Here is a 15,348-nt window from a genome sequence, read left to right as displayed (position 1 = left end):
AATTATTCAAAAGCGCAAGCCTCCCCGGTTTACGGGAAGATGGCTGCGCTTTTTTCATTCGTTCATTCCAAAAATGCATACATATTTGAGTTGGCCGCCGCAATAAAGTAGAAGCGTATTACATTTCACAACAAAAAGGAGTGACATGATGAAAGGAATTTTTTGGTCGCGTTTTCTTTTGGCAGCCAGCCTTTGCTGGGGGTCGGGCGCAGGACTCGCGTTAGCGGCTCCTCCGGAGGCCGGACCCGAAGGCGCTGTCGTCCATGGCTCGCCTACCGCCATTACTGTGAATGGAGACGCCATCTTTAACCACGTTTCGCGCTTGGCCGCGTCTTCGAGGGTAGCCGGGACGCAAAATGAGTACAATGCGGTGCAGTACATCAAAGGCGAGTTCGAGAAGTACGGCTATACGGTCACCTTGCAGTCCTTTACCTTCCCCAAATTTACCGCCCCAAGCAGCATTCAACTGACGATCGAAGGAGCTCATGGACTGGCAAGCGAGCAGCTTGCCCCGCAAGCCCTGCAAAACACGCAAGGCGGCGATGTCAGCGGCGAGGTTGTCGATGCGAAAAAAGGCACGCCGCAGGATTTGAAAGGTCTTGAGCTCAAGGGAAAAATAGCTCTGATCGAAGCGGGCCAAATCGACACCAATGCAAAAATTGCCAACGTCGCAGACCAGGGCGCCGTGGCCGTCATTCTTTACAATCCTTCCTCCGATGCCTCGATTTCGGATACGCAATTCAGCACCCTTTCCCTTCCGACCGTCAGCCTTTCGGGTAAAGACGCGCAAGCCTTGAAGCAAAAGACGGCGGTAAACGGCGCTCCCCGGGTACGTCTCAGTGTTCAAGGCGTAGCCGCCATGGCTGCCACCTCCTATAACGTCATAGCTACGCTTGGGCCCAATACGACGCCAACGACCAGCGATCTGGTTACGGTTGGCGCCCATCACGACTCGGTGTCCGCAGGCCCCGGAGCGAACGACGATGCTTCCGGCGTAGGCGTTGTGCTGGAGGTTGCACGGGCCGTCGCCGGTACCCAGCGGGATTCGGAGGTCCGCTTCCTGACGTTCGGCGCGGAAGAATACGGCTTATACGGCTCTCAAGCCTATGCCAACTCGCTCAGCTCCACGGATATCGGCCGGTTCATCGGGCATTTTCAACTCGATATGGTAGGCAGCAAAAATTCTGGCACTTTGGGCATGTACACGGTGAATGGACAGAAAAACGTGGTCACCGACTTGGGTGCGACCTTTGCCTCCAGATTATCCGGGGTTATTCCGTACGGCCGGTTCGGACGGAGCGATCATGTTCCGTTCTACCAGCGGGGAGTCGCCACCGCTTTGTATACCCATTCTCCTGCCGAGCCCGAATACCATACCCGGTACGACACCATCGATAAAATCAGCAAGGACAAATTGGCCAACGTCGCAACGATTGTCGGCAACTCCGTAGCGGAGATCTTGTCGCCGACGACGCCGTCATTCAAACGATACAAGGACTTCTTTACGCCGGTGAACTATCCGTTCGATCCGAATCCTCCGGTTTGATACGCTTCGTAGGGGCTGGGCTTATGCCCGGTCCTTTTTCGCGTTTCCGGCTTGCCGCAAGCAAGTGTTATTTTTTAGGGAGGATGATGTGATAAACTATTTGCTGACGGTATAAAAGAAGAATAGAACAGAGACAGGGGATGAGACGAAATGGACTTGCTTTACCGGAAAGCCGTGCCGCAGGATAGCCTGGAGATTGCCCGGTTATCCGGTCAATTAGGCTACCCTGCTAACTCGGAGCAAATCGAAGCAAGATTGGCTCCGATTCTGAATGCGGACGATCATGTCGTGATCGTGGCGGAAGCGCAGAGCAAGCTCGTCGGCTGGATTCATGCGCATGGGAGATTGCTAGTCGAATCTCCGCCCTACGCTGAAATCGGAGGCCTGGTCGTGGATCAGGAGTTCAGAGGCCAGCGGATCGGCAAGCAGTTGGTACGACATTGCGAGGAATGGGCGAGAACGAAGGGGTACCAGGAGCTTCGCGTCCGGGTCAACGTCACCCGAGTGGAGGCCCACCAATTTTACAAGCACGCAGGATTCGAAAATACGAAGACGCAGCAAGTTTTCCGAAAAGAGCTGTAGCATGCTTGGGACAAGGTGTACGTCTTTGGGCCTTACACCGATCCGCAAACCATCAACACCACTGTGGGCTATAACTGGACCGATCAATATTTGTCCAATGACGATGCCGATAGGATCGTCGTTTTTTGTGATAAAGGCAAAGTGGTCCGGCATATCGTCTACTCGGGCCAGATGAGCAATAATTTATACGACAGGCCGTTAAGCCGGGAAGAAGCGGTGATTTGGCCGTAAGGATAACGAGTTTTCGGCGAGGCAGACTTGGGCGCTGGCAGGTTCGACCGATGGATCTGTCAGCGCTCTTTTTTTGCGGCTTGGGGATACGAAATGAACCGAAATACCGGAGTTGACACCCGTCTTTCTTAGGGGTACGATTGGATTAGAATTAGTACCTGATCCTATGATTACATACTAACTTTTTGTGAAGACTTCGTGGGGAGAGGGTGAGTTTAGAACAAAGATTGGAGGAAACATCGTGAGCCAGTCCAATGTTATGGAAATGACCGTGCCTCAGCGGCAGGAGGAGCTTGCCGATTATGCCATCGACGTGACGCCTATCCGAAGGACGATTGCCGAACGCACGCTGCGGAGCGTGACGGAGATTCCACATGCCCTGACGGTTATCGAAGCGGACGTAACGAATCTGGTCCTGCTGCGCAGCAAGCTCAAAGACGACTTTTTGCGGCAAGAAGGCGTCAACTTGACGTACTTTGCCTTTTTTATCCAATCGGTCGTCCGGGCAATCAAGGACTATCCGATCATGAATTCCATGTGGGCGGACGATAAAATTATCGTGAAGCGGGACATCCATCTCTCGCTTCTGGTCGGGACGGAAGACTCGGTGCTGGCCCCGGTCATCCGGGGTGCCGATCTCCGAAATATCGCCGGACTGGCGCTGGAAATCGACAAACTGGCTCAATTGACGCGTACAGGCAAGCTATCGCCAAGCGACATGCAGGGAGGCACGTTCACGGTCAACAATACGGGAGCGTTCGGCTCGATCTCTTCTTTTCCGACCGTTATCTACCCGCAGGCCGCGATTTTAACATTCGAATCAATCGTCAAAAAGCCGGTTGTCGTCGACGACCGAATCGCCGTGCGTTCGATGGTCCGTTTGTGCCTTGCGCTGGACCATCGCATCTTGGACGGGGTCGTTTGTGGGCGCTTTTTGCAGCGGGTCAAGGAAAATCTGGAGGCGTACGGCCCGGAAGACTCCTTGGATTGATAAACGCGTCGGAAAAGGAGGCCATAATTCTACTGCCGATCAAGAAACCTGTACCTGTAGTAATGAGAAGCATCGGGTTTGGTAATTACTTATAACAAAGGAGATGAACAGCGAATGATTAGTCAAGTCGGTCAAATTATGTTGTATGTAAATAACCAAGATGAGGCGCGGGATTTTTGGACGGAAAAAGTAGGATTTAAGGTCGTTTCAGAAGAAAATAACGGCCAAGGCATGAGATGGATTGAAATTGCTCCTGCCAAGGGTGCGGAAACAAGCATCATTCTCCATAATAAGGAGTTCGTTGCCAAAATGTCGCCCGGATTAGATCTCGGTACGCCCTCTCTGATGTTTTTTACGGAAAATCTCGATCAGTTGTATGGCGATTTATCCAATAAAAATGTCAAAGTCGGAGAAATTGTAACGATGCCTGCCGGAAGAGTATTTAACTTTGCAGATGATGAAGACAACTACTTTGCGGTCATGGAAAAAAAGTAAACTCTCAAATAAAAAGGCAGCGGCAGCTTCGGACGTAAAAATAACGTTCCAGACTGCCGCTGCCTCTATTTAGCTTGCGCCCATTTAGAGCTTAACGATCTTGGTAGCCACATTTTTGCAAAATTCGCTGTCATGCTCCACAAAAAGAATGGTCGGCGAGTGCTCAAGCAGCAGTTCCTCGATTTGCATGCGGGAGATCACATCGATAAAATTAAGCGGCTCGTCCCAAATATGCAAATGAACCTTCTCGCAAAGACTTTTCGCCAGCAGCACTTTCTTCTTTTGGCCGCCGCTATAATCTGAAATATCCTTGTCAAATTGAACTCTGGAAAAATCAAGCTTTCTAAGAATCGATTTAAACAGGCTTTCATCAATCCCGCTGCTTCTGGCGTAATCCGTTAAATTTCCCTGTAAATGCGAAGTATCCTGCGAAACGTACGATATTTTCAGCTGGCTTCCTTTTCTGAACGTGCCGGTATACACGATATCCTCGCCGCAAATCAGCTTAATAATGCTTGATTTTCCGGAGCCGTTCGCACCCGAGAGCGCGATTCGTTCCCCTTGCTCAATCGTAAAGCTGATATCAGTGCAAACCGTCTTCTCCCCATAATAAATGGAAACGTGGTCCAGTTCGGCGAGCTGATTTTTATGAAAAGCCAGTTGGGTAATCTTTAAGCTCTCGGAGCTTTCGATATTTTTCAAGAGCTGCGACTTTTCCTCGATCGCGTTTTGCTGCCGGTGCTCCATCGATTTGGAGCGTTTCATCATTTTGGCAGCCTTATGCCCGATGTACCCTTTGTCCACCTTGGAGCCGGAATTCCTTGTTCCGTTCTTCGTTTTTTCCACCTCATGCGACCAATTGCTCGTTCGTTTGGACGCTTCCGACAAGCGTTTAATGTCTTTTTTCAGCTTTTCGTTCTCGCCAAGCTCAAATTGGTCTTGTCTCTGCTTATTTTCCCACCAATCAGAAAAATTGCCGTTTTGAATTTCGATGTCGGTTTTATTGATGGACAGAATATGGTCTACGCAGCGATCCAGGAACGACCTGTCGTGAGAGACGAGAATAAAGCCGCTTTTCGTATTGAGATATTGACTGACAAGCTTTCTGGCGTTCATGTCCAGGTGATTGGTCGGCTCGTCAATCAACAGAAAGCTGTTTTCCTTCAGAAATAAGGCAGCCAGCAGTACTTTCGTTTGCTCCCCATTGGACAATGAAGCAAAGGGCCGGTATAGAACATCCTCCGATACCTTGAGCAGCGAAAGCTCACGCATCAATTCCCAGTGAAGGTAATCCGGGTAAATGTCGCCGATGACATCGATTGTGTTATGCTCCTTGTTCTCCACATGAAATGGAAAATACTCGAAGCTGACCTTGGCGGAAATCGTTCCGCTGTATTCATACTTCCCAAGCAAAAGGTTGAGGAAGGTGGTCTTGCCTCTGCCGTTTCTTCCCGTAAATCCGAGTTTCCAATCGGTATCGATTTGAAAGCTTACGTTCTCGAATAAGTTATCGTAACTGCCGTCATAGGCAAACGCCAGGTTTGTTACATTGATTAATGACATGGAATAGATCCTCCTGTACAAAAATAAAAGAGCTGCAAGAAAGTTACCTTTCCCACAGCTCAAATAAATACAACAAATCCAACCCAGATATAGAGTTAGATAAGGATATATTGTTTGAGTGAAAAGATATCGTAACTTTCTTGCATATAAATAATAAAACATGCGCTCGTATCGCTTGTTTGTTTTACTATTTTATATTTTTTAGCAAGAAAGTTATTTTACATTATATCTTTTCAGCTCCTGTCATTAATTTAGAGCCATCTTATCATAACTATTTGTTAATATCAACTATTTGACTTCACGGGAGGGGAAGGATATAATTTCGAATGACCATATGGTCGTTTATAGAACCGATTGGTCAAAATGAAATTGGAATCTGCAAGAGAGGTGAACGTTATGACGAAAACCGGATCGAATTGGGGACCGCTCGTCATTTTGATGGTGAACATGTTTATTACGATGGTGGGAATGGGATTGATCATCCCCATTTTGCCAAAATTCATTACGGAATTCGGGGCAAGCGGCCAGGACATGGGATATCTTGTCGCCGCTGTGGGGGTGACACAGCTCGTATTTTCGCCTATCGCCGGCGAGATGTCCGACAAATACGGACGTAAAATTATGATTGTCGGGGGGATCGGGGTGTTTGCCTTGTCCCAGCTGCTGTTCGGGCTGGCCGATCAGATGTGGCTGCTTTACGTGTCCAGGCTGCTCGGCGGAATCGGGGCGGCGCTTCTGACACCGGCGATGATGGCCTATGTGGCCGACATTACGCAGGAGAAGGATCGCGGAAAAGGATTGGGCCTGTTCAGCGCCTCAATGTCGCTGGGCATCGTGATCGGACCCGGCATCGGCGGATTTCTGGCCGACTACGGGCTGCGGGTTCCGTTCTATGTGGCGACGGCGATAGCCGGCGTGTCGGTGCTGCTGTCCCTGTTGTTTTTGCCGGAGACGCAGAGCCGGGAAGCGAGGCAATTGGCCCGGACGGCGGAGAGAAAGCGGGAAAATCTGTTCAAGCAATTGCATGGCTCGTTTCGCGCGCCGTACTTCGTGCTGCTTCTGCTTGTTTTCATGCTGACGTTCGGATTGATGAATTTTGAAGCCGTGATTAGTTTATATGTGGACGTGAAGCACGGATTTACACCGAAGGACATCTCACTGATGATTACGCTCGGCGCGCTGGCAGGGGTTTTCACCCAAGCCGTTCTGTTCGAAAGACTGCTGCGGAGGTTTAGCGAGCGTCAAATTCTTATTGCTATGTTTCTGCTTTCCGCCGTCATGATGCTGGCGGTCCTCGTGACGAAGACGTACGTTTCCGTTTTTGCCGTAACCATTCTGTTTTTCGTTGCCACGACGATTATCCGGCCGGCCGTCAATACGCTGTTGTCCAAAATGGCCGGAAACGAGCAGGGGTTCGTTGCGGGAATGAACAACGCCTATATGAGCTTGGGTACGATTGCGGGACCGTCGATTGCCGGCGTGCTGTTCGACGTTAACGTCAATTACCCTTACGTGCTCGGAGCGGCCTTCATGGTGGCAAGCACGGCCATGCTGATCGGCTGGAAGGAACGCAATGGGGGTGGAAGCACGGCACCGTTACAAGAAGGTGCCGCGGCCGTTCGGGACTAGGACGATGCTTGCAAGTTACCTGCGTATCCGCTATAGTCGCTATGACGGAAACGAAGCAGACCATACAAGTTTCGGGGCGGTGTAACGGTGGAAGAGAAATGGAACGAGAAGAAGCGGCACATCCTGCTTGCCGCGATGAAGCTGTTCGCTGCGAACGGGTATGTGCAGACGACGATGCAGGAAATCGCCGAAGCTTGCAAAATGTCCAAAGGCAGCGTGTATCAGCAGTTTTCCTCCAAGGAAGCGCTGCTGCTGGATATTTTTAAATTCTTTTTTAAGCGTTTGAACGACGGGATGCAGCTCGTGGAACGCGAACGGCAGTTGGGCCCGAGGGAGCGCCTGGAGCGGAAAATACTCGTCTGCCTTCGCCTGTGGATAGAATATCCCGAATTTTTTACCATGCAGATGCGGGAAAACGGAGGCTTCGTAAATCAGGAAATTCGGGATTACTTGAAGCGGATGGATACCGAGATCAGTATGTTTTTTATCGACAGCCTCGTTGGCATTTACGGGGACGGCTACACGCCCTATGCGCCGGAAGGCGTATTGCTGTTAAGCAGCTTGCTGTCGACCTACATGGGCTTGCAACTGGTCGAGAAGATCACGTTGGTACCGGACGAAGTATGCAGCCATATCCTGCATATCGTCGATGCGGTAGCGGAACGCGTGCTGCGGGAGAAGCCGCGCCCTCTTTTGAACGAAAGCAATTGGCCGAGGCTGAAAGAGGTATGCGCGAGAAATGCGAAGTCGGCTCATCCGCTCCTGCTTGTGAAGCGGTGCCGGGAACGGCTGGAGCGGCTCTCCGAAGGGGAAGCGCGCAATGAGGCGCTCGATTCTCTGGCGGTGTTGGAGCAGGAGCTGGTGGAGATTCGTCCACGCAAGGTCATCGTGCTCGGCATGCTGGCGAATTTGAAGCGTTCCCCGGAGCCGGCCGATTTGCTGGCGGAGCTGGAGGCGGCGTGCAGACAGGCGGGACTTGTTCGCGGATAATGAAAGAAGCCTTGTTCTCTTCCCTTGGAAAGAGGACAAGGCTTTTCTGTTGAGTCCAGACGAGATGCGCTTAAGCCATAAATTCCGTAAACGCTCCGTCCAGTCCCTTCGGCCCGTAGTGCTCCCGAAATTCGTCGATGGAGCCCTGCCGCACCAATTCCCCGTTCCGCAGGAACATGGCCCGGTCGGCGACGGATTCGGCCACCTGCAGGTGGTGCGTCGAGAAAATGACGGCGCGGCCTTCGCGTTTCACTTCTTCGATCAGATGCACGAACGATTGCAGCCAGTACGGATCGAGGCCGTTCGTCGGCTCGTCCAGCACGAGCAGAGGCGGGTCGCCGAGCAGCGCCTGTGCGAACAGCAGCCGCTGCCGCATCCCTTTGGAGAAGGAGGTGACGGGCTTCTGCTGCACCTCGGCCAAGCCGACCTTGTGCAGCAGCTCCTGGACGCGGGACGGCGGTACGTTGCGGAGCTTCGCCCAGAACGTGAGCGTCTCCCGCGCGGACAGCGCCTGCCCGAACACATAGTCGTCGGGCATGTAGCCGACGGAAGCGGCGTAGCGCATCCGGTCGGCGCGCCACTGGAGGCCGCACGCCTCGATGGAGCCTTCGGTCGGCTGCGAGCTGCCGACGATCATGCGCAGCAGCGTACTTTTGCCCGCTCCGTTGCCGCCGCACAGCGCCATCACCTGCCCCAGGTACAGCTCCAGATCGACTCCCTTGACGATCGGCTGCTTGTTGATCGTTTTGCGGACATTCGTCAGCTTCAGCACCGGTTCAGCCACGCGACCGCCCCCTTTCCCAGAGCACGACGGCGGCGCCCAGACAACCGGCGATCCAGACGGCTGAGACGAGCAGGAACAGAAGAGTGCCGCCCGTTCCGCGAATCCACCCGATCCATTCGTAATATTCGGGCCCGAGCACGGACCCTCCGCTCAGCTTGACGACGATGAACAGCCGGACCAGCTCCGCCGGATTGAACAGGGTGAGCACGGCCAGCGCCGGCTTGATCCACAGGTACGGCAGCAAGCCGAGCACAGCGACAAGCAGCGTCGGCCAGCCGATGACGGTGAAGAACCAGATCGCCACGCCGTACGTCAGCGCCTGCCAGCGGTTTTTGGCGAGCGTGCCGACGATAGCGGCCACAGCCAGAAACAGCAGAACGATGCCGGCCGAGAAAGCCAGGAACAACGTGAAGGTTTTCACATCGAACGGCTTTCCGGTGAGCTGTCCGACGACGCCGGTCAAGCCGTAGCCGAAGGCGACGATGACGAGCAGCACGGCGGCAATGCCCGCATATTTGCCCAGCACGAACGCGGGCGTGCCGAGCGGATAGGCGGAGAGCAGCTGCCAGCCGCCTTCTTCCTTTTCCGCGGTTAGCGAGAAGGAGCCGAGCAGCAGCGTCATAAGCGGCAGCAGGTACAAGATCAGGTTCAGCATCGTTCCCGTGACGCTGGAGTATCCTTCAACGACCCGGCTGGAGTGAATCAGCAGCAGAGCCAGGCTGAACAGGGAAAAGAGCGCAAGGAACGAATATGCCCACGGGTTGCGGAAGCCGATTCGCATCTCGCGAATCGCCACAGTCAGCATCGGTTTCATTAGTGTGCGACCTTCGGCTCTTCTTTCTTCGCTTCGCTGCCGCCATGACCGTCCTTCATGTCTTTCATATCTTTCATATCTTGCTTGCCTTCATCGCCGGGCTTGTGGCTGTCTTTCATATGCTTCATCTTGTCCGAATTGCGTTCCCATGTATGGGAGCCCAGCTCGGAGCCCGTCATCAGCTTGCCTTTTCCATTCTCCGCGATGAACTTCTCCGCAGTCGCTTTATCCTTAAACGAATAGATGCCGTAAGCCATCGGCGATTTGAACGATTTGTCGTATACGTAGTAAGCCTTCTCCAGCTCGATCCATTCCTTGGAATGGTAGTCCCGGACGAATGTCGCTCCGACCTGCTCGGTGCCGTTTTTGCTCTTCCATTCGTTGTAGCAGCCGATATCGTCGAATTTCAGTGATTTGCCGTCCTTCAGGACCGCCTGCGTTGCGAACTGGTCGTCTTTCACCTGCATGTTGCACACGGCGCATTTGTCCGTCGCTTCGTTGATGGCCTGCGGCTCGTATTTTTTGGCTCCGCATGCCGACAGCACTAGAATGATCATGACGATGGCTAGGCTTAAAGTAAATTTTTTCATTTTTTTCGAACCCCCGTTACGAATATGGTTGTTACTGCACTCCCCAATAGGAGGAGGCTGACGATTAGCGTTCCCGCCGTTTCAGATCCGGCCGGCAGACGGTAGGCGTCCGCTGCGTAAGGCTTCATCGCCGGCGCCCGGTCGGTCGTCCAAGCTTTCTTGGACGAGGTCAGCATGCCTTCCAGAAACGCCATGCCGGGCGACTGGAAGAACAGTTGGAACGGCGGAGTCGTTTTGGTCATCTTCTGAAAAAAAGGATTGATCGCATACGGCATATCGCTGAACCCGTCTCCGTCCAGATCGACGCCTTGGAAGCTGTCCCAATAGTTGCCTTTCACGTCGTTATTCTGGCTGTCCGTCGCTTCCGCCGGAATCACGTTGCCCTGAAAATCGTTGCCTTGAAACCGGTTGTTCTCGGATTCTTTGAGCTGCAGGCCTACGTAGTTCACGGTCACCCGATTGCGCTCCAGTACGTTCTTCTGCGCTTGCTCGACGTAGATGCCGACGCGGTTGCCCTCCAGACGATTGTCCGCGAAGACGGAATCGCTCGCGTCGAACAGCAGCAGGCCCTGGGAGTTGACGTTCTCGCTCTGTTTAACGAACGTGTTGCCCGTTACCTCTACGCTTTTGACGGCCATGACCATCGCTCCGGTGATGTTGCGCGCCCCGGTGTTGCCCCGGATCGACGAATCGTTGACGTACATGAAATGCACGCCGTACCGGGACTCGTTCACCTCGTTCTGTTCTACCCGGATGCCGTTGCTGTTCTCGATGTAGATGGCGTCGTGCATACCGGTGACGGTGTTACCTGCGATCACGTTGTCATGGGAGGCGTACAGGTCGATGCCGTTGCCTTTCTCCGTTATCTTGACGTCCGGCCCCGCCCAGCTCACCGTTGTACGGCGGATCTCGTTGCGGCTCGCGTCCCGCAGATGAATGCCGGAGGACACCGTCTCGATCCGCAGATTCTCCAGCGTGCTGTCGGCGCCGGAAAGCAGCACGGCTGCCGTAGTCTTGGCTCCCGTGTCCCGGATCGCCAGGCCCGCTAACGCGGAGCGGTCGGCACGGAGCTCTACCGCCGGCTGATCCGACTCGTTGACGATCTGCGCTCCGCCCGCGCCTTCGATCCGCAGCGGCTTCGCAACGATGGCGGGTCCCCGGTAGGTTCCTTCCGCCAGCTTCAGCGTGCCGCCCGGCGGCGCTTCGTCAATGAGCTGCTGGAGCGGGATCTCTTTCCCGCTGCTTCCACTGTTGCCGCTGCTTTCGGCGCAGACCGCCGTAGACGGCAGCACCGCGAGCGCGAACGCCAGCAGCGCGGCGCGCAGGGCGGACCCGTGCGGCATCAGGCTGCGGATGCGGTTGCGGCTCATGAAGCGACCTCAATCTTCTTTTTCTTGATGATGTGCAGGTCGCCGATGTACAGATGCACATAGACGGTGTACGTTCCCGGCTCCTTCAATTCTTTTTCCGCGGAGTACGCGTTTCCTTCGGGCTTCGCATTCAAATACGACAACGTATCGTTTTCGGACTTGCGAATGTCGAAGGCCAGGGTGGCTTTGGTCGATTCCGGCACACCGCCTACCGTAGCGGTGAACTTGATGACGGCGTTCGCCTTGGGCGGCGAAGGCTCGGTCGTCAGCGTGACCTCCACCTCCGACGGGTCGACCGGACGCTCCGAGGAGCAGGCGGTCATCACGGCCGCCAGCAGCAGGCTGAGCAAGACCGTCAGCATTCGTTTACGATTCATCTCATCACTCCTTACAAAACAGGCAAGCACCCTCATTGTATAGAACGGCAAGCGGGTTGCCCATAGCCCGGTCGGGCTATCGGGGGTGGTTTCCTGTGAAGATAAAATGAACTTTTTGGCAAAAGCCGTCTGCCGGTTGAGGGGAAACGCATGGGAAAGTTCTGTTTTTTATTCCATATTTATGCTAGGATGAAAAATGGAAAACTTTTGGTTTTTTTGAAAAGGAGATGGACGACATAAGCAAATGGCTCATTTTGCTGCTGGCCGCAGCGGTAACCTTCCCGTCGGGATCGCAGACCGCTCGTGCCGACCAAAAGCCTGCGGAGCAGAAGCTTGCCGAACCGAGCGCGATGCCTTATATTACTTTGCTTGACGATTTTAAACTGTACGCCAGCGATAAAACGAAACCGAATGAAATTCTGGGCTCCATCAGCGCTTATCAATCGGTGAAGCTCGCCCCGATTGAAAGCGACAGACTGCTCGATATTACGAGGATGGACAAAGTGCCGGTCGAGACGTGGCTTGGCAAAGCGTGGATTAACTTGAAGGAAGGGGCGTACAAGTACGGCCAGCTGCAGAAGCAGGAACAGACCTTGACTCTGCTGGATCTCCAGACCCCGCTTTATGACTCCCGGATGAAAGTAACCGGATACAGTCTTTCTCCGCAGCAAGTTCAGGCCGTTGCCTCCATTGATGCATGCGATCCGTATACGCCCTGCCGCACGTCGGCGAAGTGGCATTTGATCGCGACCTCTTGGCTGGGGGAGCAATGGATTCGTTCGGAGCATTATGCGGAGTATTACGAGGGCGTAGGCCAACCGGTTGATGGCATGATTCCTATTGCGCGGGAGAGTGAGGTGTACAGCCTGCCCTTTGAAAAGCCGTTGGCCGACGAGCCGAAGCTGCCTCCTCAAGTATTGAAGCCTGTGGAAAAGTATACACGTCAAGCCCGCATGGTTCCTCCGAGCGTCTGGTACCAGGTCGAGACGCCGAACGGGCTGCGATGGATACGCTGCAGCGACGACTACGGGCTTGGCATTGAAGGATTGGAGCAGGTTGATCGGAAGCTGGATATTCCCGTTTCGTTCCATTATTACCAGACGCCTTTGGCTTTCTCTTCCGATCCCAATAAAACGGCGGGAGAACAACCGGCCCAAACCGTTCAGGTCATCGGGAAAAAAGGAAGTTGGTACTTTACGGTAAGCGAGGGCGTCGGGAAATGGATCAATCCGTCCATGGAAATCGCCTCGCGATTAACCGGCGATTTCGAGCAGGATGCCAAGCTTGGGGTGCAGCTAAGCAGCGAACGGCTTGAGCTTACCGGGTCCTCGATCGGGTTCGACATCCCTTATGTGGAAAATCAGCCTGCGGAAAAATGGCTCACGTTTACCCCGCAAACCGTTACGGCATCGCGGGTCTGGAAATCCCCCAACGGGGAGTCCTGGTATTACATCCACACTTGGCAGGGAGCGAAATGGGTGAAGCCGTAAAGCCCGCTTTCGATTAGACAATTGAATGATCGGACTGAAAAATAGACCTTCGAATTCCACTTTCACCGTGGTATCGGAGGTCTGTTTTTCTTTGCTGGACGCCGATCTCATCGACAAGGGGATGGCTTTTTGGTATACTTCAAAAAATGTATTGAGAATCATTATCATATAGGATGGTGCACAAGCTTATGAATCCAAGCATCACGGAACCGGGGGATAAGGTGGTCACTTGGCTGGACGGTAAGCATTGGAAGCTTCGGGACGTAGAAGCAGTCAAAGGGGACGGCGAATGGCGCATGGAGCAGCAGCTCGCGGATTCGTACGTTCTGCTCGCGGTGACGAAGGGACACGGGCGGTTGATTGTGGACCGGAAGGAAGGCCGGCTCCGCCAGGATACCGCTTATGTGTGCTCTCCGGGCCAGACGTTCGGCGCCGCCTCGGATACGGCCGAAGGGTTGAGCCTGTTTTTGTTCCGGTTTGACTTGTACCGGGAGACGGAAGAGGACGAGGGGCAGCTCCGGTTCGAGAAGGAGCAAGGCTTGTTCTGGGTGCAGGACGAAATTCCGATGATTCCCGCCGCGCAGATGATTACGCTATGCGACGCCGTGAGCCGCCATTGGCAGAGCGGCGAGGATACCGGACGCCCGCGCGCCCGCCTTGCCTTCCGCGAGCTGATCTATGGCGTCATGAAGAATGTCGGACTCTCCGCGAGAAAAGATTCGGAAGCCGCCATCCGGCGGACGAAAGACTATATGGAGCGCCATTTCAACGAAAGCTTGTCGATCGAGCAGCTCGCCCGGATGGCCGGGGTCAGCCCCAAATACTATGTGGAGCTATTCAAAAAAACGTATGGCAGCAGCGCCATCGATTACTTGACGGAGCTCCGCATGACGCGGGCCAAGCAGCTGATGGCCGGTTCGAACGTCAGGCTGCGGGACATCGCCCAGCAGGTCGGTTACAGCGACGAGTTTTATTTAAGCCGAAAGTTCAAGCAGGAAGTCGGCGTATCGCCGACGGTTTATATGAAGAACCGCAGCCGCAAGGTAGCCGCCTACAGCTCGGCCATCACCGGCCAGCTCGTGGCGCTGCGGATGCTGCCTTATGCCGCCCCGCTTCATCCGAAGTGGACGGCTTACTACTACGAAACATACCGCAACGATATTCCTGTTCATCTCAGTGCCTACCGCAACAATATGGATTGGGAAACGAACATCGACACGCTGCGCAAAGCGCGGCCGGACGTTATTCTGTGCCGCACCGGACTGGATGAGGAAGAACAGGATAAGCTGAAGCAGATCGCTCCGCTCCTGCAGGTGCCGTGGGCCGAGAAGAACTGGCGGGAGCAGTTGCAGTTTACGGCGGAATATCTGGGGGCGTCGAAGGAAGCGGAGCTGTGGCTGAGAGAGTACGATCGCAAGGTGCAGTCCGTCCGGGAGCGGCTTGCCCGCGAGGCGGGGGACGATACGGTTCTGATCCTGCGCATTTATAAGGACGAATGCCATGTGTTCAGCAACCGGAGCATGCGGGAAGTGCTGTATGGCGACCTGCAAGTGAAGCCGGCTTGCCCGGTTGGCCGCACCGTTCTTGATGAGCCGATTACGCTGGAACGCCTGGCGGAGATCGATGCGGACCGCCTGCTGCTGCTCGTTCGCCAGGAGCCCGAATCGCTGGCTCACGCCAAGCGTTTAAGCAGCGCTCCCGCATGGCAGGATTTGAAAGCGGTCCGGAAGCATCGGGTGCACCGCATTCCTTCCGACCCGTGGTACGAATATTCCGCTACCGCCCACGATCGGATCGTCGATGCAGCGCTACATCTGTTTTCCGACAATTGTCCAAAGTGACTCCGGAAATCGTCCATGGTTTAAGGGGGGAGGGTAGTTTATAATCGCAAATGAG

At 54.2% G+C, this 15,348-nt stretch carries 14 protein-coding genes and 1 pseudogene; 9 read left to right on the top strand and 6 right to left on the bottom strand.

What is annotated here, in order from left to right; all coding sequences use genetic code 11:
- Positions 1–148: 148 nt before the first annotated feature.
- The 5 genes and pseudogenes from ET33_RS09295 to ET33_RS09275 all read left to right on the top strand — a co-directional run bounded on the left by ET33_RS09295 (position 149) and on the right by ET33_RS09275 (position 3,845).
- Entirely contained in the window at positions 149–1,546 is a 1,398-nt protein-coding gene (locus tag ET33_RS09295; RefSeq protein WP_051775202.1) for a M28 family peptidase, read from the top strand.
- Between the two features lie 150 nt (positions 1,547–1,696).
- Positions 1,697–2,128 carry a GNAT family N-acetyltransferase gene (locus ET33_RS09290; protein WP_036679700.1) on the top strand — a complete coding sequence of 144 codons (432 nt, stop codon included), beginning with the start codon at positions 1,697–1,699 and terminating at the stop codon, positions 2,126–2,128.
- Positions 2,129–2,143: 15 nt separating this feature from the next.
- Complete coding sequence (locus ET33_RS09285; protein ID WP_051775201.1) at positions 2,144–2,359, top strand: hypothetical protein; 216 nt, start codon at positions 2,144–2,146, stop codon at positions 2,357–2,359.
- Positions 2,360–2,660: 301 nt separating this feature from the next.
- A pseudogene (locus ET33_RS09280) lies at positions 2,661–3,350 on the top strand (dihydrolipoamide acetyltransferase family protein); the annotation flags it as partial.
- A gap of 114 nt (positions 3,351–3,464) precedes the next feature.
- Positions 3,465–3,845, top strand: coding sequence for a VOC family protein (locus tag ET33_RS09275; protein ID WP_036679698.1), 381 nt, complete (start codon positions 3,465–3,467; stop codon positions 3,843–3,845).
- A gap of 84 nt (positions 3,846–3,929) precedes the next feature.
- Here ET33_RS09275 and ET33_RS09270 read toward each other — a convergent pair whose 3' ends face one another.
- A complete protein-coding gene (locus tag ET33_RS09270; RefSeq protein WP_036679695.1) occupies positions 3,930–5,408 on the bottom strand; it encodes an Lsa family ABC-F type ribosomal protection protein in 1,479 nt (492 codons plus the stop codon).
- 396 nt (positions 5,409–5,804) lie between these two features.
- Here ET33_RS09270 and ET33_RS09265 point away from each other — a divergent pair, with 396 nt between their 5' ends.
- On the top strand, positions 5,805–7,037 hold the full coding sequence (locus tag ET33_RS09265; protein ID WP_036679692.1) for an MFS transporter: 1,233 nt from the start codon (positions 5,805–5,807) through the stop codon (positions 7,035–7,037).
- Between the two features lie 87 nt (positions 7,038–7,124).
- Positions 7,125–8,027, top strand: coding sequence for a TetR/AcrR family transcriptional regulator (locus tag ET33_RS09260; RefSeq protein WP_036679690.1), 903 nt, complete (start codon positions 7,125–7,127; stop codon positions 8,025–8,027).
- A gap of 70 nt (positions 8,028–8,097) precedes the next feature.
- Here ET33_RS09260 and ET33_RS09255 read toward each other — a convergent pair whose 3' ends face one another.
- Genes ET33_RS09255 through ET33_RS09235 form a run of 5 tightly spaced genes read right to left on the bottom strand, consistent with a single transcriptional unit; the run spans position 8,098 to position 11,962 of the window.
- On the bottom strand, positions 8,098–8,811 hold the full coding sequence (locus ET33_RS09255; protein ID WP_036679687.1) for an ABC transporter ATP-binding protein: 714 nt from the start codon (positions 8,809–8,811) through the stop codon (positions 8,098–8,100).
- Complete coding sequence (locus tag ET33_RS09250; protein WP_010493834.1) at positions 8,804–9,625, bottom strand: ABC transporter permease; 822 nt, start codon at positions 9,623–9,625, stop codon at positions 8,804–8,806. The genes ET33_RS09255 and ET33_RS09250 overlap by 8 nt, the downstream gene beginning before the upstream one ends.
- The gene (locus ET33_RS09245; RefSeq protein WP_036679685.1) at positions 9,625–10,215 is read right to left on the bottom strand and encodes a nitrous oxide reductase accessory protein NosL; all 591 of its coding nucleotides are present in this window, start codon (positions 10,213–10,215) and stop codon (positions 9,625–9,627) included. The genes ET33_RS09250 and ET33_RS09245 overlap by 1 nt, the downstream gene beginning before the upstream one ends.
- Positions 10,212–11,585, bottom strand: a complete 1,374-nt coding sequence (locus ET33_RS09240) for a right-handed parallel beta-helix repeat-containing protein (protein ID WP_051775200.1) — start codon at positions 11,583–11,585, stop codon at positions 10,212–10,214. Before ET33_RS09240 ends, ET33_RS09245 begins: the two co-directional genes overlap by 4 nt.
- Positions 11,582–11,962, bottom strand: a complete 381-nt coding sequence (locus tag ET33_RS09235; RefSeq protein WP_051775199.1) for a FixH family protein — start codon at positions 11,960–11,962, stop codon at positions 11,582–11,584. The genes ET33_RS09240 and ET33_RS09235 overlap by 4 nt, the downstream gene beginning before the upstream one ends.
- 227 nt (positions 11,963–12,189) lie before the next feature.
- Here ET33_RS09235 and ET33_RS09230 point away from each other — a divergent pair, with 227 nt between their 5' ends.
- Together ET33_RS09230 and ET33_RS09225 are read left to right on the top strand one after the other, a co-directional pair.
- A complete protein-coding gene (locus ET33_RS09230) occupies positions 12,190–13,452 on the top strand; it encodes a hypothetical protein (RefSeq protein WP_036679683.1) in 1,263 nt (420 codons plus the stop codon).
- Positions 13,453–13,640: 188 nt separating this feature from the next.
- The gene (locus tag ET33_RS09225; protein ID WP_036679681.1) at positions 13,641–15,293 is read left to right on the top strand and encodes an ABC transporter substrate-binding protein; all 1,653 of its coding nucleotides are present in this window, start codon (positions 13,641–13,643) and stop codon (positions 15,291–15,293) included.
- Positions 15,294–15,348: the final 55 nt, after the last annotated feature.

Source organism: Paenibacillus tyrphae, assembly GCF_000722545.1.
Classification (GTDB): domain Bacteria; phylum Bacillota; class Bacilli; order Paenibacillales; family NBRC-103111; genus Paenibacillus_G; species Paenibacillus_G tyrfis.
Note: the sequence above shows the minus strand (reverse complement) of the source record. Positions and strands in the feature narration are given on the sequence as shown.